At 31.1% G+C, this 19710-nt stretch carries 17 protein-coding genes; 13 read left to right on the top strand and 4 right to left on the bottom strand.

Annotation, left to right across the window (positions count from 1 at the left end):
• Nucleotides 1–125: 125 nt before the first annotated feature.
• The 5 genes from FTV25_RS06780 (at nucleotide 126) to FTV25_RS06760 (ending at nucleotide 5810) form a co-directional block, all read left to right on the top strand.
• Entirely contained in the window at nucleotides 126–1268 is a 1143-nt protein-coding gene (locus FTV25_RS06780) for an O-antigen ligase (RefSeq protein WP_180002623.1), read from the top strand.
• A gap of 2 nt (nucleotides 1269–1270) precedes the next feature.
• Complete coding sequence (locus tag FTV25_RS06775; RefSeq protein WP_180002624.1) at nucleotides 1271–2140, top strand: glycosyltransferase family 2 protein; 870 nt, start codon at nucleotides 1271–1273, stop codon at nucleotides 2138–2140.
• Nucleotides 2137–3291, top strand: coding sequence for a glycosyltransferase family 4 protein (locus FTV25_RS06770; RefSeq protein WP_180002625.1), 1155 nt, complete (start codon nucleotides 2137–2139; stop codon nucleotides 3289–3291). The genes FTV25_RS06775 and FTV25_RS06770 overlap by 4 nt, the downstream gene beginning before the upstream one ends.
• 72 nt (nucleotides 3292–3363) lie before the next feature.
• A complete protein-coding gene (locus FTV25_RS06765) occupies nucleotides 3364–4329 on the top strand; it encodes a GNAT family N-acetyltransferase (protein WP_257218924.1) in 966 nt (321 codons plus the stop codon).
• An 842-nt stretch (nucleotides 4330–5171) separates the two neighbouring features.
• Nucleotides 5172–5810: a sugar transferase gene (locus tag FTV25_RS06760; RefSeq protein WP_180002698.1), complete on the top strand. Its 639-nt coding sequence runs from the start codon at nucleotides 5172–5174 to the stop codon at nucleotides 5808–5810.
• A 29-nt stretch (nucleotides 5811–5839) separates the two neighbouring features.
• Here the strand turns inward: FTV25_RS06760 and FTV25_RS06755 are convergent, their stop codons facing one another.
• The 4 genes from FTV25_RS06755 to FTV25_RS06740 all read right to left on the bottom strand — a co-directional run bounded on the left by FTV25_RS06755 (nucleotide 5840) and on the right by FTV25_RS06740 (nucleotide 10718).
• Entirely contained in the window at nucleotides 5840–6697 is an 858-nt protein-coding gene (locus FTV25_RS06755; RefSeq protein ID WP_180002626.1) for an IS982 family transposase, read from the bottom strand.
• 267 nt (nucleotides 6698–6964) lie between these two features.
• The gene (locus FTV25_RS06750) at nucleotides 6965–9154 is read right to left on the bottom strand and encodes a polysaccharide biosynthesis tyrosine autokinase (RefSeq protein ID WP_180002627.1); all 2190 of its coding nucleotides are present in this window, start codon (nucleotides 9152–9154) and stop codon (nucleotides 6965–6967) included.
• Nucleotides 9155–9189: 35 nt separating this feature from the next.
• Nucleotides 9190–9618, bottom strand: coding sequence for a low molecular weight protein-tyrosine-phosphatase (locus tag FTV25_RS06745; RefSeq protein ID WP_180002628.1), 429 nt, complete (start codon nucleotides 9616–9618; stop codon nucleotides 9190–9192).
• Nucleotides 9618–10718, bottom strand: a complete 1101-nt coding sequence (locus tag FTV25_RS06740; protein ID WP_180002629.1) for a polysaccharide biosynthesis/export family protein — start codon at nucleotides 10716–10718, stop codon at nucleotides 9618–9620. The genes FTV25_RS06745 and FTV25_RS06740 overlap by 1 nt, the downstream gene beginning before the upstream one ends.
• A 295-nt stretch (nucleotides 10719–11013) precedes the next feature.
• On the opposite strand from FTV25_RS06740, the gene tviB reads away from it, so the two are divergent.
• The 8 genes from tviB to FTV25_RS06700 are packed head-to-tail and all read left to right on the top strand — an operon-like array spanning nucleotide 11014 to nucleotide 19708.
• Nucleotides 11014–12291: a Vi polysaccharide biosynthesis UDP-N-acetylglucosamine C-6 dehydrogenase TviB gene (gene tviB, locus FTV25_RS06735; RefSeq protein WP_180002630.1), complete on the top strand. Its 1278-nt coding sequence runs from the start codon at nucleotides 11014–11016 to the stop codon at nucleotides 12289–12291.
• Between the two features lie 21 nt (nucleotides 12292–12312).
• Nucleotides 12313–13338 carry an NAD-dependent epimerase/dehydratase family protein gene (locus FTV25_RS06730; protein ID WP_180002631.1) on the top strand — a complete coding sequence of 342 codons (1026 nt, stop codon included), beginning with the start codon at nucleotides 12313–12315 and terminating at the stop codon, nucleotides 13336–13338.
• Nucleotide 13339: 1 nt separating this feature from the next.
• The gene (locus FTV25_RS06725) at nucleotides 13340–14623 is read left to right on the top strand and encodes a flippase (RefSeq protein ID WP_180002632.1); all 1284 of its coding nucleotides are present in this window, start codon (nucleotides 13340–13342) and stop codon (nucleotides 14621–14623) included.
• Complete coding sequence (locus FTV25_RS06720) at nucleotides 14616–15680, top strand: sugar-transfer associated ATP-grasp domain-containing protein (protein WP_180002633.1); 1065 nt, start codon at nucleotides 14616–14618, stop codon at nucleotides 15678–15680. The genes FTV25_RS06725 and FTV25_RS06720 overlap by 8 nt, the downstream gene beginning before the upstream one ends.
• Nucleotides 15677–16693: a RimK family alpha-L-glutamate ligase gene (locus FTV25_RS06715; RefSeq protein ID WP_180002634.1), complete on the top strand. Its 1017-nt coding sequence runs from the start codon at nucleotides 15677–15679 to the stop codon at nucleotides 16691–16693. The genes FTV25_RS06720 and FTV25_RS06715 overlap by 4 nt, the downstream gene beginning before the upstream one ends.
• A gap of 22 nt (nucleotides 16694–16715) precedes the next feature.
• Nucleotides 16716–17783, top strand: coding sequence for a glycosyltransferase (locus tag FTV25_RS06710; protein ID WP_180002635.1), 1068 nt, complete (start codon nucleotides 16716–16718; stop codon nucleotides 17781–17783).
• A 21-nt stretch (nucleotides 17784–17804) separates the two neighbouring features.
• Nucleotides 17805–18845 (top strand): EpsG family protein, encoded by a 1041-nt coding sequence (locus FTV25_RS06705; protein ID WP_180002636.1) that lies wholly within the window; start codon nucleotides 17805–17807, stop codon nucleotides 18843–18845.
• Nucleotides 18845–19708 (top strand): glycosyltransferase family 2 protein, encoded by an 864-nt coding sequence (locus tag FTV25_RS06700; RefSeq protein WP_180002637.1) that lies wholly within the window; start codon nucleotides 18845–18847, stop codon nucleotides 19706–19708. Before FTV25_RS06705 ends, FTV25_RS06700 begins: the two co-directional genes overlap by 1 nt.
• Nucleotides 19709–19710 lie beyond the last annotated feature (2 nt).

Genomic DNA, 19710 nt, shown 5'->3' with positions numbered 1-19710 from the left:
TAAAAAATTTTATAAATAATTATATTTTAACTATGTTTAATAAAATAATTTAGTTAGTAATATAAAAATATTAATCATTTCTTTTGCTGATTCTAGGCATTAGATAATAATAAAAGGAATGGATAATGATTATTTTAAATGAAAGTAATTCAAAAAATAACATTATTTTTTTAGATGATATTAATTTAAAAGATAAAGTGGTTATATACTTTATCTTGCTGTCATTTTTCTTATCTCAGTTTTATTTTTGGTCTAGTGGGGTTCCACAATTTAGTCACCTTTTTATTATGGCGGCTATATTTTTATTATTCAGCCGTAGCTCAAAAATAACCATCGAATACTCAAGTGTAGCCTTAATCTTTGTCGCATATACAGTTTGTGTAAATTTTGCTTGGTATTTGATCGTTCTAGATCCCAGTTATATGGTTTCTACCATTTACTGGATCTTTAACTTGTTGTTTTTTTTATTATTAATGAATTTGAGTTCCTCTCAAGTTAACTTTTTTTATGAAAAAATACTGTTTCTTATTCCATTTTCCTATGTAATAGAAATTGCGATCTGGGCAAGTGGATTAGGTCGTTACAATTTTGAACCACGATACAATGGTCTTTTTAATGATCCCAATCAGATGGCATTTTGGGTTTTAACTACCTGTGCTATTTTTTTATATATTTCTGAAAGTAATTTAAAAAAGATAATCGTTTATTTTTTAGCTTTATTCTTAATTCTATTGACCATGTCAAGGTCTGCTTCAATTGGCTTCTTAATGCTGACTTTAGGATTTATATTTAGTCAAAAAGGGGATCTGAATAAAAGAATATTTGTATTTTTTGGCATATTAGTCATTTTTAGTACCCTCAGTTACTTTTTATATCATTTAGGGGCTTTTGATAGTGTGGTTCTGCGTTTTGTCGAAGGCCTGGATCAAAAAGACAGCCAGGCAGAAGGACGAGGTCTTTTTAACTTCCTTGAATATCCTCAATATTTAATTTTTGGTGCTGGCCAAGGTGCGCACTGGTTATATAACCCGAAAGGGAACGAAATTCATTCAACTTGGTTAGGTATCCTTTTTTATTATGGGATCGTCGGCATCTCTTTATTTTTAATCTTTTTATATCAAATATTTAAAAAATTATCATTTTCAAACAAGTTGATATTCTTGGGGCCGATGCTATATGGGTTTACAACTTATAGCGCAAGAACACTGATTTTTTGGTTTTTATTGGCCGCTTTTTTACTATTTTCAAATAATAATAAGGAAGAATAAATATGTATATTTCTATAGGAATACCATTTTTTAATGCTGAAAAATATTTAGAAGATGCCATTAAATCGGTATTAGCGCAAACTTTTCAAAATTGGGAATTAATTCTGGTAGATGATGGGTCAACAGACCGATCTTTAGAGATTGCCCGCTCATTTAATGATCCGAGAATCCGTATCATAGCTGATGGGCATAATAGAAGATTACCCTACCGCTTAAATCAGATTATCAATGAAGCAAAGTATGATTTTATTGCACGTATGGATGCTGATGACTTAATGGCAGTGGATCGTCTTGAAAAACAGATTAAAGTACTAAATGAAAATCCAGATATTGATGTTGTCGTCACCAGCTTATATTCAATTGGAGACAAGAATGAAATTTTAGGAAAGAGAATCTATTCTAATCATCAAATGCAACCCAAAGAAATTTTGCAAGGTGTTACTAATATACTGCATCCTTCATTACTTGCCCGAAAGGAGTGGTGTAAAAGAAACCCGTACCAAGTCGATAATTGCTTAGCTGAAGATTATGAACTATGGCTTTCAGCTGCGATAAAAAATGATTTTAATTACGTCGTTTTACAGGAACCTTTATATTTTTATAGAGAAGTTGAAAATGTAAAAAAAGAAAAAATGATCCGTGGTTATAATACCCAGATCGGAGTAATCAATAAATATTATAATAGTACTATTTCCGATCTTGAAAAAAATAAGATTGTTTTAAAGTTTGAAATTAAAAAAATTATTGTAAAAGTACTAAATTTTTTGAACTTAATGCAGATACTACATAAGTGTAGAGTTACATCAGTCTCTGACTCTGATAAAAATTTTTATGCTGCACAATTAGAACTCATAGAGCGTATAAAGCCATGATCTCTAAAAAAATTATCATCATTGGAACGACTGCCTCTAATCTTTACGGTTTTCGAAAAGATTTTATTTTGTCTTGTCTGGCACAGAATTATCATGTTTATGCCTTTGTATCTGAATATACAAATGAATGGTTGGCCAAAATTCAAGATTTAGGAGTCACCTTAGTGACATATCAGCTTAGTCGAGGAGGGCTGAATCCCTTGGCTGATCTACGTTCAACTTATCAGCTGGCTAAAAAAATAAAAGAAATTCAACCTGATATTGTATTTTCCTATTCAACTAAGCCTGTTATCTATGCAACGCTAGCTGCTTATAAGACTAAAGTGCCTTATATTTATGGCATGATTGAAGGACTAGGATCACCTTTTACTATTCATAAATATGGCCAAAGCTTAAAGGCTAAATTCATACGTTTTGTGCAGGTGTCACTATATCGGCTTGCATTTCCATATCTAGATAAAATTATTTTTTTAAATCATGATGATCCTAAGGATTTAGTCCATCATTATAATTTGCCACATAAAAAAAATGCGATCGAAGTCTTGGGACCAATTGGTCTTAATTTACAAGATTATGCTTATACAAAATGGAATAATCAGGAAAATATATCATTTATATTTATAGCCAGATTGATCGCTGAAAAGGGAATATTTGAATATATAGAAGCAGCAAGAATAGTAAAAAGAAAATATCCTGAAGTTGTGTTTAAAATTATTGGTGGATTAGATCCTGAAAATCCAACTGGCTTAAAGCAAGCTGAATTAGATCAGCTAATACAAACAGGTATTATCGAATATAATGGTTTTGTGACTGATGTAGATCAAAGGCTACGTAATAGCGCGGTTTTTGTATTACCATCTTATTATCGAGAGGGGGTGCCCCGTAGTACACAAGAAGCAATGGCTATAGGACGTCCAGTCATCACCACTGATGTTCCAGGCTGCAATGAAACTGTAGTCGATGGGGTGACAGGTTTCCTAATTCCTAAATGGGATGTGGCTGCATTGGTAGAGAAAATGACTTATTTTATAGAACATCCTGAACAAATAAATAAAATGGGCTATCAAGGATTTCTCTATGCTAGAAAGAATTTTAATGCGGATCATATAAACCATAGACTATTACAAATGATGGGCATTAATGGGCTTTAAAAAAAGTAATAGTATTTTTTTAATAAATAGAAAAATTATATTTGATTTAAAAATAATAACTAGGATATAGATATGGGTACTATAATGAAAGAAGACTTAGGTTTTCAAATACATAAATATGAAGCTTCAGATAAAATAATATGGAATGAATTTTTATTAAAATGTAAAAATTATCATTTTATGTTTAATCGTGATTTTATGGAATATCATGCTGATCGATTTGAGGATTTATCACTAATATTTAAAAATGAAAAAGGGAAAATTGTAGCCTTATTGCCTGGAAATATTAGAGATAATATTTTTTATAGTCATCAAGGTTTAACTTTTGGTGGTTTTTTAATTAATAGAGATATTCATGCAGCTGATATGCTGGAATTATTTAATTTATTAAAAATTTATTTAAAACAAAAAAATATTGATAAGATTATATATAAATGCATTCCTGTTATTTATCATAATTATCCTGCTCAAGAAGACTTGTACGCTTTATTTCGAAATGATGCCAAGCTTTATCGACGAGATATTAGTGTTTCTATTGCTCTAAATGAAGAATATTCATACTCAGAAAGTAAAAGAAGATCAGTCAATAAGCTTAAAAAAAATGGGGTCAGCTGTGAGGAGGTAGAACAGCCTAGTATGGTTTGGGGAGTAATCCGAGAAGTACTCCATCAGCATCATAACCAACAACCTGTACATAATGAAGATGAAATAGATTTATTAAAAAGTCGTTTCCCTAATAATATAAGAGCATATAAATGTTGTCTTGATGGAAATATTGTGGCAGGAGCAGTGACTTTTGAAACAGAAAGAGTAGTTCATACTCAATATTTGGCTAGTAATGATAAAGGTAGGGAGAACAAGGTATTAGATTATCTCATTGATCATTTAATAGACAAAAGTAAGAAAAATGCCAAAATATTTGATTTCGGTACTTCTAATGAAAATGAAGGGAAATACTTAAACATTGGATTGATTGATCAAAAAGAAAGATTTGGTGCACGTGGTATTGTGCATGATTATTATAGTATAGATTTATGATCACCTAATTTTAACTTGAATTATTCCACCTCATTATTATTAGAGGTGGATTTCTAGTTTTCTTAAATTTTTTTATCTTATCTGGTTTTATATATTTAAGACGGTCTCAATAGAATAAAAATAACGTTATCTTGATTGTATAATTAATTAGAATATATTTAATTATAAGCTTAAAATAGTATTTTATTGTGATATAAGACTCATTATTTATAAATAAATTACATTTTGTCACATTTTATTTAGTGTGAGATTTGCTATATTTTAAAAAATTATTTACCTTAATAATGAAATATATTTCATTATTAACTGATCTAGTGTAATTATAAATTATTTATTTTAATTTAATATAAGTGGCTAATATTTATAGAAAAAATATAAACTTAAGTTTTTTATTAGGTGAAATTTAACTAAATTTAGTTAAATATATATTTTAATAAAAATAATAATAATATTTCTAAAAAACTAAAATATGAAATTGGCTAACAATAGTCTCTCTACTTTAATAAAAATACAATTGATATGATGCGTAGATAGACATAGTGAGGTGTTTATTAATGGATCTACAACAAGAAAAAAATAAGATCGAAAACTTTGTAAAAAGCTCTATTACAACACGTAAATCGTTATTTATTGAAAAAGATAATATTTTTTTTAAAAAAAATCTTGTAGAAAAAGAAGGGTATAAGAACCAAATCATTCAATTTTCTCCACGGATAAATAAAGTGGCTAAGCTAGAGAAAAAAAAATCCTGGTATTATCGGGGGAAGAAAGATCTAATTTTAAAAAATGCCTTAACATCTTACCCTCATCTATATTCTAGTGCTGACCTTTTTAGGAGTGATATAAAAGTTGTTAAGCGATTAATCGATATTATTATTTCTCTTACTGCTATATTTATATTGTTGCCAGTTTTTATCATCATTGCTTATAAAGTACGTAGAAATCTAGGCTCCCCAATTTTCTTTTATCAAGAACGACCTGGTAAAAATGGAAAGCTCTTTAAAATGATTAAGTTTCGCTCTATGAGAAATGCATTTGACCAAGAAGGTAATCCCTTACCAGATAAATTTCGAATTACACCATTCGGTCAAAAACTACGTTCTACCAGCTTGGACGAAATGCCTCAGCTTATAAATGTCTTAAAAGGTGATATGAGTATTGTTGGGCCTAGACCTCAAATGAAAGAATTTTTAGAACATTATACGGCTGAACAAATGCGAAGACATGAGGTAAAACCCGGCATGACAGGGCTTGCCCAAGTCAGTGGACGTAATAACTTATCTTGGGAAGAAAAATTCGACTTAGATGTTCAATACGTTGAGCAAAATAATATTTGGCTAGATTTTAAAATTATGTTTAAAACAGCTAAGGTGATGTTTAATCAAGAAGGAATTAATGCACCAGATCAAGAAGTTGGTGCTGCACGATTTTGTAGAAAGGAAGTCACTGAAAGCCACTTACGTGCAAAAGAAGTGAAATAATTTAACCCCAATCATGGATAAGCCTAGTTTTACATCGTTGTAAATTGAGGCTTATTGTGATGACAGATTTGATAAGCACACAAGGATGCATAAATCCCAGCCAAATAACCTGAAATGGAACGATGGCGACTGCTTACCAAGTTATATTGTTGCTTCAGTAAGCTAAAGATGGTCTCTATTTTATTGCGTTGTCTTAGCATCATTTCATCTTCTGATGATAGCTTCACTGGTCGCATATTCTTGCGATGATAGGTAATTAATTCAATATCCTGCTTTACCAATTTTTCTTTTAAAGTTTCACTGATGTAGCCACGATCACCAAAGATTTTACCGATGTAGCCTTGAGCTAGCTTCGGCAGAATTTTTATATCTGAAGTATGGCCATTTGACAGTTGGGTCTGAATAAATTGACCCTGAGCATCTACTAATACATGTAATTTACATCTATAGAACCACCCCATTGAGCTTTTAGCTCGTGTGGCAATCTTTTTTAAAGATTTATGACGTTGGATACGCTGATTCTTACATACGGGTAAAGTTGTAGAATCAACCCAGGCACAAGCTGTTTGAGCGCTAGAAGTTAGAGAAATATGCAATGCTTGAAGTGCGAGTTGATGTTGATTGATTAAATGAACCATCCGCTGATAGGATGGGAGGGCCTTGAAAAGCTTATAATAAAAGCGCTGTATCATGCCATAAAAGGCTTTGAAATGATGAAGTTGAGAGTTCTTATACCAGACCGCGATAAAAATGATTTCAGATAAACAAAGAACCCCTGATCTCTGCCTGACCTTCGGATTTTCTTGTTTTAAATATTGCCAATAGATGGCTTCATTTTTCTGAAAAAAATCGTCAATCGTACAGAATAAAGTTGTAAACTCGAACATAGGATGGCTGGTTAAATAGTTTGTGTGGTAACTCACTTATCAACTTAGCCATCTTTTTTTTCAACTGAATTTCTTATCCATGATTCGGGTTAAATAATTATTTTTAATTTTATCAGTCATTATAAGACTATAACTAACTTCATAGTAGGATAAATATAAAAAGCTTCAAACTAATTTGATTACTCTACCTTAGTTTGAAGCTTTATGATAACAATGAGGTTATCTTTATATTTAAGACAAATTTAATTGCTATGAATTAAATTTATCTTAATCACCATCTTTTGAAGCCTTATAAGCATACGCATAGTTATATCCGTACCCATAACCATTACCTGGCCCTTTTTGTACATCATTCAGAATAACACCATTAACTTTCACATTAGCCTGTTCAAAACGAGTGACAGTAATTTCAAGTTCTTTAATTTGTGTTTTACCATGACGTGCAATTAATAGATTTACACCAGCATATTGTGCAATGATGATACCATCGGTTACGGCTAATATTGGCGGAGTATCAATCAATACGTAATCAAAACTAGCAGAAGCTTGGTCAAGAAAAACTTTAAACTTATCTGTACTGAGTAATTCAGATGGATTTACTGGACTTTTACCTCGAGTAACAAAGAATAAATTATCAACCTGCGAGTTTTGAACAACATCTTCATAACTATTTTGATGATTTAATAGTTCAGATAAACCAGGTTGTACTTCTTTATTAAAATATTTATTTAAATAACCACGACGTAAATCACCATCAATCACTAATACGCGGCTTCCTCCTTGGGCTAAAATAGTTGCCAAGTTAGTAGTAATGAATGATTTGCCGATTTCAGGAGCAGGTCCTGAAAGCGCAATGATATTATTTTTGGCATTACTCAAAGCAAAATGGATTGCAGTACGCATACTGCGTAAGCTTTCAATTGCAATATCACTACTATCCTTAACCGCAAGAATAGGAATGCTCTTTTTCTTTTTCAGCAAATTGACGCGACTTTCTTGGAGAGGAGATCGAGGAACTGTTGCATATACAGGCAGATCTAACTCTCTTTCAATTTGTGCTGAATCCTTGATTCCTGAACGCATCATATTGCGCAATAAAGCAAGTAATGTTCCTAAAAAACCGCCTAAGAAAATAGATAAAATTATAATTTGTAATTTCTTTGGTTTAATCGGTTCAATTGGTTCTACGGCAGTATCAACAATACGTACATTGCCAATTTCACCAGCTTTAGCGATGCGAAGTTGTTGATAAGTATTAAGTAATCCGGTATATAACTGTTGTTTAACTTCAACCTCGCGATAAAGTTGTAAGTAACGACGCTGTAAATCAGGAAGCTGCTTTAAAGTATTACCCAATGCTGCAATTTTGCTATTAATTGCACCAAGTTGAGCATTCATTTGTTCCATTACTGGATGTTCTTCAGTATAACGTGCAGAAGCTTCAGCAACTTTAAGTTCAAGTTCGGCTTTTTGTGTTTCTAGAGCGATACTCTGAGTCAAATACAGTTCTGATTCTTTAGTTAAGTCCACAGTATTATATTGTTGACGGAACTGGTTAAATTCACGTTCTACCTGATCTAGCTGTTGGCTCAACTCAGGGAGTTGTTCATCTAGAAACTTCAATGTTTGGGCAGATTCAGCTGAACGACGTTCAATATTTTGCTGGCTATAGGCTGTTAAGATGGCATTCAATACTTGAGTAATATGCTGTTTATCTTGGCCCTGATAATTTAATCCAAGTACACCCGTCATTTTACCTTTTTCAGCCACTGAATAATTATTAAGTATGCGTTGCACTGCTGCAGGTAAAGTCAGCTTTTTAATATTATAAGTAGAATCTAAGGGATCTTTGCTATAAATGGCGACTTTCCAAAGACCATATCTTGATTGAATTTGACTGGTTTGGTTTAAAGGAGCAGTAAATATAATGTCATTTGTTGCTGCATCAGTTAAATTATATTTATTATGATCGAAACTTAATAACAGATTTTTATTTTTATAATAGTTTGGAATATTAAACTGTCTTACATCAAAACTTTGCTCATTATCTTTGAAGAGTACTGATTTTGTCGTATATTGGATATCATAATTATGATTTTTTAATAATCGATTCCAGATCGAATCTTCAGTACCAGAAATTACAAGGTCTAAGTTTAACTGGTTAATTACTGAACCAAGCACAAGACGTGATTTTAAAATCTCGATTTCAGCTTGAGCCGGAGATTTTTGCTCAATCATATTAGAAAGGTCACCTAATAAAGCTGCTGATGCACCTTTATTATCTTCTACTTGTACCAGGGCATCTACGTTATAGGTATCTGGAGTGATCCTTAGATATAATAAAGCTGCAATTAAACTCAATAATATACAGATCGTGATCAGTTTCCATTGAGCAATTAAGGAAAAAAATAATTCCTTCAGATCAATAGTATCTTCGGTATTGGCAGTTTGGCTCATAATTTAAATATCAAAAAGTGAAAATATTAAAAAACTTAAATATATTTTTTCCAGTCAGTAATGCAGTCTTGAATCAATCTACAAGTTTCATCAAAGACTGTTTGATCATGCTGATAAGGATCGGCAATATTTTTACTTTGCCAATGCCCCAGTCTAAAGGTTTTACCTTTAGCAAAAGGCCAGGTTTGTTCTATATGTTTTTGCTGATTTTGGCTCATAACTAATATTAGGTCGGCTTTTTTAATGAGTTCTGCATTCAGTTTTTTTCCAACATGAGGACTCATATCAATTCCAAAGCGTTGCATACATAGACTCGCTTTTTCATCAGCCGCATGACCAATTAAACCAGAAATACCTGCAGATTCAATATTTAAATGAGGATATTCCTGTTTTAAAAAATATTCTGCCATTGGGCTACGACAAATATTGCCAATACAAACCACTAAAATATTGTTAATTTTCATTAGTTCCCCAAACGATCTAAATTATACAATGCATTTGAGAAAGGAATAACCTGGTTAACTACACGTTGCCAGCGTGCAAGACCTGAAGCATCTACATAAACAATATCATTGCTACGCATTTTAAACTGATTTGCTAGGCCAAAGTCCCCAATATTACTGAGATCCATATGATATATTTCTGTCATTGGAGAATTTATATTACTTCGTACTACATAGATTTTGCTGCGACTAGCAGAAAGTGGATTTAATCCCAAGCTTTCCCCAATTACATCGCTAAGACTCATGCCTTGGTCACGTATAGGTAGTGACTGGTTTTTACCTGACTCACCCATAACGTAAATTTTTTGATTCTCACGATTATTGACATATAAGGTGTCATTAGGCTGTATTAATAAATTATGTAGAGAGAATCCTGCTTTTTCTAATTCTAAGGTATTTAAACTATAGGAACGTCCCTGACGGACTAATGTAATAGAAGTATTATCACCTTGCTCAGGATTGATACCACCTGCCATTCCTAATGCTGTATAAACACTCACAGGTTGATCATTGAGATAAAACTGGCCACCTTTTACAACATTGCCCTGAACCGAATATCTTTTACCTTGATATGATAATACCCGAACGATGACATCTGGAGTCTTTAAGTAACGTGATAACTGGCTACGTAATTCACGATTGACCTGAGCTACTGATTTTCCTGAAGCTTGATAGCGTCCAATAATTGGAAAATGAATATAGCCATCTGAATCGATCTGGAAGCCATTCGCTTGTGCAGACTGATCACTCGTAATATTACTTGCAGAGGTAAGTTCTGGATAAGCCCATAAATAGATAGATAAAATATCACCCGGACTCAACTGATAGCTGCGGTGTGATGTACTAAAAAGATGAGCATATTCTTGTTGAATATTATGTACAGCAGGCTGAGCAGCCATAATTGATTCTTGATCTAGCTTAATGACATTTACTGTAGTGCCTAGATCAGTTTGATAAACACCCTCACTAGGTAAGTCATTTGTTTGTAAACCAGAGGTGATTGCACACCCTGTAGTGGTGATACCACCTGCCAATAAAACAGCTAATCGAAAGTGTCGCACAGGCTTTCCTAAATATTAATTTTTAGATTCATTCAAATTGAAGTTATTCTACCGAAGTTACCAGTTATATACATAACAATTTGTAACTTATTACCAGTTTTTTTAAAGCGAAAAATTAGGTTTATAACAGATAATAATTGTATTAAATAAAATACCAAATTTTCACAAAAAATATACATTACTTTATAATTTAAGTTATTTGAGCACAAATCATAATAGAAATTATATCGTTTTCTGATACTATTCGTGCCGGAAGATTTTCTCTCTATAAGCACAGTATAAATAAGGCGTTGACATGCTATCTATTGCAGATTTAAAAATTGCGGTGATTGGTTTAGGTTATGTAGGTTTGCCACTTGCAGTAGAATTTGGGAAAAAAGTACCAGTAGTGGGTTTTGATATTTATCAAAAACGAATTGATGAACTTAGAAATGGCCAAGATCATACATTAGAAGTATCTCCAGAAGAACTCAAACAAGCTATTCATTTAAGCTATTCTACTAATTTAGAAGATTTAAAAAATTGTAATTTTTTTATTGTCACTGTTCCCACACCAATTGATGAATTTAAACAGCCTGATTTAACACCATTAGTAAAAGCATCAACAAGTATTGGTAAAGTACTCAAAAAAGGTGATGTGGTTGTATATGAGTCCACAGTGTATCCTGGTGCAACTGAGGAAACTTGTATTCCTGTTTTAGAACAGGTATCTGATCTGAAATTTAATCAGGATTTTTTTGCAGGTTATAGTCCAGAGCGAATTAACCCAGGTGATAAGCTTCACCGTGTGACTAATATTCTAAAAATCACCTCAGGCTCAACTCCTGAAGTCGCTGAGTTCGTTGATCAAGTATATAATTTGATTATTGAAGCAGGTACGCATAAAGCAACCAGTATTAAAGTAGCTGAAGCTGCAAAAGTCATTGAAAATACCCAGCGTGATGTCAACATTGCCCTGATTAATGAACTGGCCGTGATTTTTAATAAAATGAGCATTGATACTGAAGCAGTTTTGCAGGCTGCCGGTACCAAGTGGAATTTCTTGCCATTCCGTCCAGGACTGGTAGGTGGACACTGTATTGGTGTCGATCCGTACTATTTAACCCATAAAGCGCAGTCTATCGGTTATCACCCTGAAATTATTCTGGCGGGTCGCCGTTTAAATGATGGTATGGGGGCCTATGTGGTGACCCAGCTGGTCAAGGCGATGATCAAGAAAAAAATTCAGGTTGAAGGTGCTAAGGTTCTAGTTTTAGGCTTAAGTTTTAAAGAAAACTGTCCGGATATTCGTAATACCAAGATCATTGATATTGTGCAGGAGTTACAAGAATACCATATTCAGGCGGATGTGTATGATCCATGGGTAGATGCAAGCGAAGCTCAACATGAATACGGAATTACTCCGGTGAATAGCTTAGAGCAAGGTCAATATGATGCAGTGATTCTGGCAGTAGCACATGAGCAGTTTAAAGCCATGGGTGCTGCAGAGATTCGTGCTTTAGGCAAGCCAGAGCATATTTTATATGATTTAAAATATGTACTGGATCAGTCTGAATCTGACCTGCGTCTATAATTTATTAAGGAAGTTATAAGAATGAGCCAATATCAAACTGTATGTAAGCAATTAAAGCAGCACCCAAAAACCTGGTTAATTACCGGTGTGGCAGGCTTTATTGGCTCAAATTTACTGGAAACCCTGTTAAAGCTGAACCAAAATGTGGTTGGTCTGGACAATTTTGCTACAGGTCATCAGCATAATCTGGATGAAGTGCAAAGTCTGGTCAAGCCTGAACAGTGGGCAAACTTCAAGTTTTATAAAGGTGATATCCGTAATTTTGAAGATTGTCAGACAGCCTGTGCAGGAGTGGACTATGTGTTGCATCAGGCCGCTTTAGGTTCTGTACCACGTTCGATTGCTGACCCGATTACCACCAACGCAGCCAATATTACCGGCTTTTTAAATATGCTGACTGCTGCACGTGATGCCGAGGTAGAAAGCTTTACTTACGCTGCTAGCAGTTCAACTTATGGTGACCATTCGGCATTACCAAAAGTTGAAGAAAATATAGGCAAGCCACTTTCACCATATGCCGTGACTAAATATGTTAATGAGCTGTATGCTGAAGTTTTTGCCCGAACTTATGGGTTCAAAACGATTGGGTTGCGTTACTTTAATGTATTTGGTAAGCGCCAAGACCCTAACGGTGCCTATGCAGCAGTGATTCCAAAATGGACTGCAGCCATGATTGCTGGTGATGATGTATTTATTAATGGTGATGGTGAAACCAGCCGTGATTTCTGTTTTATTGAAAACACAGTACAAGCTAATATTCTAGCCGCAACTACGCAAAATGATGAAGCCAAAAATCAGGTTTATAATGTGGCAGTGGGGGATCGTACTACACTTAATGATTTATTTAATGCCATTAAAGCTGCGTTAAATGTAAATGGTGTAGAATATAACAAACAACCTATACATCGAGAATTTCGTGCAGGGGATGTCCGTCATTCGCAAGCAAGTATTGAAAAGATTAAAAATCTACTTGGATATAGCCCTAAATTTGTGATTGCTCAAGGAATTGATCAGGCCATGCCTTGGTATATCAATTTCAGTAAATAATATGCTTAGTCAAATTAAGGCTCTTAAAAACCGCTTAAACGCCAGTAAAGATGGGAAAGCTCTAGTTAACAACTTTGGTTATCTAACTTTGCTTCAGGTGGCTACATATTTATTGCCACTAATTACTATTCCATATTTAGCAAGAGTAATTGGTGTTGAGGGATTTGGTAAGATTGCTTTTGCAGCAGCAGTAATTGTTTGGTTTCAAACAATTACTGATTGGGGTTTTAATTATACTGCAACACGAGATGTAGCAAAAAGTCGTAATGATCTAGACAGAATTTCAGAAATATTCTCTGTTGTCCTATGGACTAAGATTTCATTAATGATTATTATGTTTATAGTTTTAAACATAATGATTTCAATTTTACCATTTTTTAATGAGAATAAAAATATTCTTCTTGCTAGCTTTTTGATAATTCCTGGGCAAATACTTTTGTCAGAATGGTTTTTTCAAGCAATAGAAAAAATGAAGTTCATTACTATCTTTTCTTTATTATCTAAATTTTTATTTACCTTTCTTATCTTTATTTTTATAAAAGAGGAAGAGGATTTTATTCTTCATCCTATTTTATATGCATTGGGATCAATTAGTGTTGGAATATATGCAATTTATAGTATTCTCTTTAATTTTAAAATTAAACTGAAATTCACATCAATTAAAAATATTTTGAAGCTAATGAAAGAGAGCTCTGATGTTTTTATTAATAATCTTTTACCTAATCTCTATAATAGTTTAGCAATAGTTTTTCTAGGAATATGGAGCGGAAGTGCAGCTAGTGGAATATATGATGCTGGTAGAAAATTTATCGGTATAGCTCATTCCTTCATGGGAGTAATAGTACGTGTTTTATTTCCATATTTAGCTAGAAATATAGATAAGCATACTTTATTTGCAAAATTATATATATCCTTTTCTATAGTTGTAACTATTTTTATATTTTTAATATCACCTATCTTAATAGATTTCTTTTTTACAGAAGAATTTGAGAATGCCGTTATTGTTTTAAAAATATCATCATTATCTATATTTTTAGTAGGTTTAAATCATATATATGGTACAAATTATTTAATTTTAGAAAATCATACTAAAGCCTTGAGAAATATTACGTTAATAAGTTCTTTGTTTGGTTTTATAATAGCTATGCCTTTGGTTTATATCTATAGTTATATTGGAGCAAGTATTACACTTGTTTTAACTCAAGCTCTTCTAGGTTTTTTGGTAATGAAAAAAGCTTTAAATATTAAGAGAAATCTTAAATTAGTAGGAAATAACAATGTTTAATTTTTTAAAAGAAATTTTATTTTTTGTAGAGAAAAAATATCTTTTTTATGTCCATACTAAAGCATTTCAAGAACGTTACATGAAAGTTAATCAGGAGCTATTTGTTAATAAGTTAAGTAAGAAAGATATAGATGCTTACATAAGGAAGTGGAGTTGCTTTGGTGTTAAGGTAGAAATAAATACATTCTTACTTTGTTATAATCTTTCTGGTAAATTGGATTACAATATAGTGCCAGAGAATATATTTGCATCATTTATTGAGCCTAGTTTAAATAAATATGCGTTAAAAGAATCATCTTTTTTGGCTATAAAAAATATATATGAAAAGTGGTTCAAGGTTTCTGAGTTTTTCCCAAAATCATATTTTCATAAAATTGATAATATTTATTATGATAGGGATTTTAATATTATTACTAATATTGATAACTTTATAGATCAATTAGATATTGTTTTTCCTATAGTATGTAAACCTAGTTTAGGTACAGCTGGTGGTGATGGAGTTTATTTTTTAAAGAGTAAGGCTGATATTAGACAGGCATTAAATAGATATAGCCATCTAGTTTTTCAAGAAAAAATATATCAAAATAGTTATATAGATAAAATTCATTCTGGAATATCTAGTATTAGATCATGTCTATATAGAGATGATACAGGTAAATTTAAAATTTTGAATAATAGTATAAGATTTGGTATTAATGGTGGGTTAGATAATGTGTCTGCTGGTGGATTATCATGCAAAATTGATTCAAATGGAAGGTTAAACAGTTATGCAATAAGTAAATATTGTGAAAAATATAGCTTTCATCCAAATAGTAATATTTATTTTTCTGATATTGTTATACCTTGCTATAGCGATCTTTTAAAATCTGTTGAAAAAATTTCTAATGAAATACCTCTATGCAATTTAATTAGTTTAGACATGTGTCTTGATATTAATAATAATTGGAGATGTTTGGAAATAAATCTTTATAATCAAACTATAAGATTTGCTCAATATGCTGGTGAAGGTTTTTTTAACGAATATACAGATGATTTGATTAAAAGAGTTGTAGAATGAAAGTAGCTATTCATAAAGGACAAGGTGACTTTTCAGAACGTTGGATAAAATATTGTGAACTCAATAATATTGAGTACGCAATTGTCGATGCATTCTCTAACACTATAATTAGTGAACTAAAGAAATATGATATCTTCATGTGGCATCATCATCATGCCAAATATAAAGATGTTTTAACAGCTAAGAGAATATTATTCGCTTTAGAGCATGCAGGGATTAAAGTATTTCCGAATTTTAATACAGGATGGCACTTTGATGATAAAGTTGCGCAAAAATATCTATTAGAAGCTATAAATGCTCCGTTAGTAAATAGTTATGTGTTTTATGATAAAGAAGAAGCTTTAGTTTGGGCAGATCAAACTATATATCCGAAAGTTTTTAAATTAAAAGGAGGGGCTGGTGCAACTAATGTAAAACTAGTAAGAAATAAGAATCAGGCTTTCAAGTTAATTAATAAAGCTTTCGGAGTTGGCTTCAGTCAATTTGATAAAGTTGGGAATCTTATTGAGCGTTATAATAAATTCAAACTAAAACAAGATAGTTTAGCAGGAATTTTAAAAGGAATATTTCGTTTATTCTTTTCACCGGAATTCTCTAAGAATCAACCAAAAGAAAGGGGATATATTTATTTTCAGGATTTCATACCTAATAATGATTCAGATATTCGAGTAATTGTTATTGGAAATAAATGTTTTTCAATTAAAAGGTTGATTAGAAAAAATGATTTTAGAGCATCAGGAAGTGGTAATATTTTATATAATCCACAAGAAATTCCAATAGATTGTATAAAAATGGCTTTTGATATTAATAAAAAGTTAAAATCACAATGTGTCGCATATGATTTTATAATAGATGGTAAAGGAAAACCATTAATTATAGAAATTAGTTATGGTTTTTCTGTTGAGGCATATGATGCTTGTCAAGGATATTGGGATTCTGATTTAAATTGGATAAAGTCACCTTTTAATCCTCAAGAATGGATGTTGGAGCATATATTGCTCTGTAATAGTTAGTATTTTTTAATAGGAATTTCCTTTGAAACTGTTAATGATAATACCTTCTTTAGGTTCAGGTGGTGCTGAAAGGGTTATATCTAGTTTAGCTAATGATTGGGTTGTGAAAAGAAAATGTGAATTACATATGGTCATATTTACTGATACAAAAGATTTCTATAAAATTAATAGAGATATTAAAGTGTATCGTTTAAATTATAATAGTAATAGTAAAAATAAGATATTTTGCTTAATAAACTTAATATTACAGCTTAGAAAAATAATAATAAATATTAATCCGGATGTTTGTTTAAGTTTTTTAAGAGAGAGTAATATTTTAATAATTATTGCTTCATTAGGTTTAAATAAAAAGATATTTATCTCTGAAAGAGATAGCCCTTTAACTAGCATTCCACAGTACTATAAAATTTTAAGGAAAAAATTATATCCTTTAGCTACAGGTATTATTGCTCAAACTATGGATTATAAATTTTTTATTGACAATGAGATTAATGCTAGTAAATCAGTTGTTATACCAAATCCAATTAGAGAAATTAATACATTAGATTTGAATAGAGAGAAAATAATAGTAAATGTTGGCAGATTGGTGCCTGAAAAAGGACAAAAATATTTATTAGAGGCTTTTGCACTTTGTAAAAAAAGACAAGGTTGGAAGTTGGTGTTAGTAGGTGATGGAGTATTGAGATCAATTTTAGAAAAAAAAGTAAAAGATTTAGATTTATCTGGTCAAGTTTTTTTAGTGGGTAAATCTAATAATGTTGATGATTGGTTGGTTAAGTCATCAATATTTGCTTTTAGCTCTATCTCTGAAGGTTTTCCTAATGCTTTAGCAGAAGCTATGTCGGCTGGTTTACCTTGTGTAAGTTTTGATTGTGTAACTGGACCTAGTGATTTAATTGAACATGGAACAAATGGTTTTTTAGTAGAAACAAAAAATATTCAAAAATTTTCTGAGTACTTGGATTTATTAATGGAAAAAGAGGAGTTGCGAGAAAGTATAGGGCTTCAGGCTAAATTAATGTCGAAAAGGCTTAATTTTGATGTTATCTCAGATCAATATTTTAAATATATTTCTGGAACTGGTTCCTAACTGGATACTTGAGAGATTTAAATGTTACCCTATTTTTTTATACTATTTATAGTAATGCTTGTGGTTTTTGTGGAGAAATATTCAATTAATAGGAGGGCTTTTTTATTGCCTTCTTTTTTTCTTATTTTATTTGCTGCTGTTAGATCAGAAGAAGTGGGAGCTGATACAAAAAATTATACTTTAAATTTTAATATCTATTCTTCAATTGATTATTATAACTTTAATGATGGAATAGAATGGGGCTATAAACTAATTGAATATTTTATTTTATATTTTACTAAAAACTATTTTTGGCTATTTTTTACTTTCTCTTGTATTATTGTTTTATCATATTTGTATGTTTTAAGAAAATATAGCTTAAATTATTCTATTTCTATTTTTACTTTTATTTGTTTTGGCTATTATACATTTTTTTTTAATGGCTTAAGACAAGGTGTAGCTATGGCTATTGCTAGCCTATCTTTAATTTTTTTAGTTAATAAGGAAATTTTAAAGTACTTAATTTTAATTTTAATTGCTAGTCTTTTCCATAAATCAGCTTTAATATTAATACCATTTTACTTTCTAGTTCATTTAAATATTAATTTTTTATATAAGGCTTTTTTTGTTTTTTTAGGATCATTTGTTTTAAGTCCTTTAATAATAAAGATTATATCATTAAGTAATGAAAGGTACGCCTCTTATTCACTTGAATCTGAAAATTCTGGTGGATTTTTAACCTTAATTTTTTATTTCTTAATTGGTTTTTTTTCATATTTTATTGTTTTTAATAAAAATAAAAATGAAATTTTATTTAATAAAATATTTCAATTATATTCTCTAGGGGTTATTTTTTTAATTCCTATAGCATTGTTGGGGGCTTCAGCATCAGGTCCACAAAGGCTTCTTTTTTATTTTTCTTGGTTGTCTTGTTTAATTATTCCCTACTTATTTATTAGAATTAAACATAAGCCTTTATTGTTTTTTTATGGTATATTTTGTATTATTTATTTTTATTTAACTACAACCCGTTTTTCTTTATTAGTCCCATATAGTATTAATGATTTATTTAGGATATTCTGATGAAAGTTACTATAGGTATCCCATTTTACAATTGTGAAGATTTCTTGGTAGGTGCGATTAAGTCAATATTAGCTCAAACATATACGAATTGGGAGTTAATTCTAATTGATGATGGCTCTACAGATAAATCCTTACAAATAGCTTCTTCATTCAAAGATGATAGAATTAGAGTAATTTCAGATGGTGAGAACAAAAAATTACCTTTTCGTTTAAATCAGATCATTGCCGAGGCTAAAGGGGATTTTATTGCACGTATGGATGCAGATGATATGGTTGATCCTTGCCGTTTAGAAAAGCAAATTGAAATATTATTAAAATATACAGATATTGACCTTGTTTCAACAGGCGTTGCCTCTATTTCAAATGATAATACAATTCGTGGTATAAGAACTTATAAAAATTATTCACTTTCTAAATATGATATAATTTCTGGAAATATTGGTATTGTTCATGCTTCAATTCTCGCTAGAAAATCATGGTATCTACGTAATCAGTATAGAGAAGGAATTATCGCTGAAGATTATGAACTTTGGAATAGAGCATTTTTTAATAATGATTTAAAGTGTTACAAGATTGCTGAACCGCTTTACTATTATCGTGAAGATGGAAATGTTACTTATGTAAAGTTATTGCGTGCTTATAGAAATCAGATTTCTATTATTTCTGAGTATAAAAAGTATATATCTAATTTTAATTATTTAAGAATAAATATAAAAATGTATTTTAAAATATTAGTAGTTTATATATTAAATTTTATAGGAATGCTTGATATACTTTTAACTCGAAGATCTACCCAAACTATGGATGAACAGATTGCTGTAGATATCGATCATAAAATCAAATATATTTTAGGTGATATTTAATT

Source organism: Acinetobacter sp. YH12249 (assembly GCF_013417475.1).
GTDB lineage: Bacteria > Pseudomonadota > Gammaproteobacteria > Pseudomonadales > Moraxellaceae > Acinetobacter.
The sequence above is the reverse complement of the archived record's forward strand: the minus strand, read 5'-3'. Positions and strand labels throughout refer to the sequence as shown.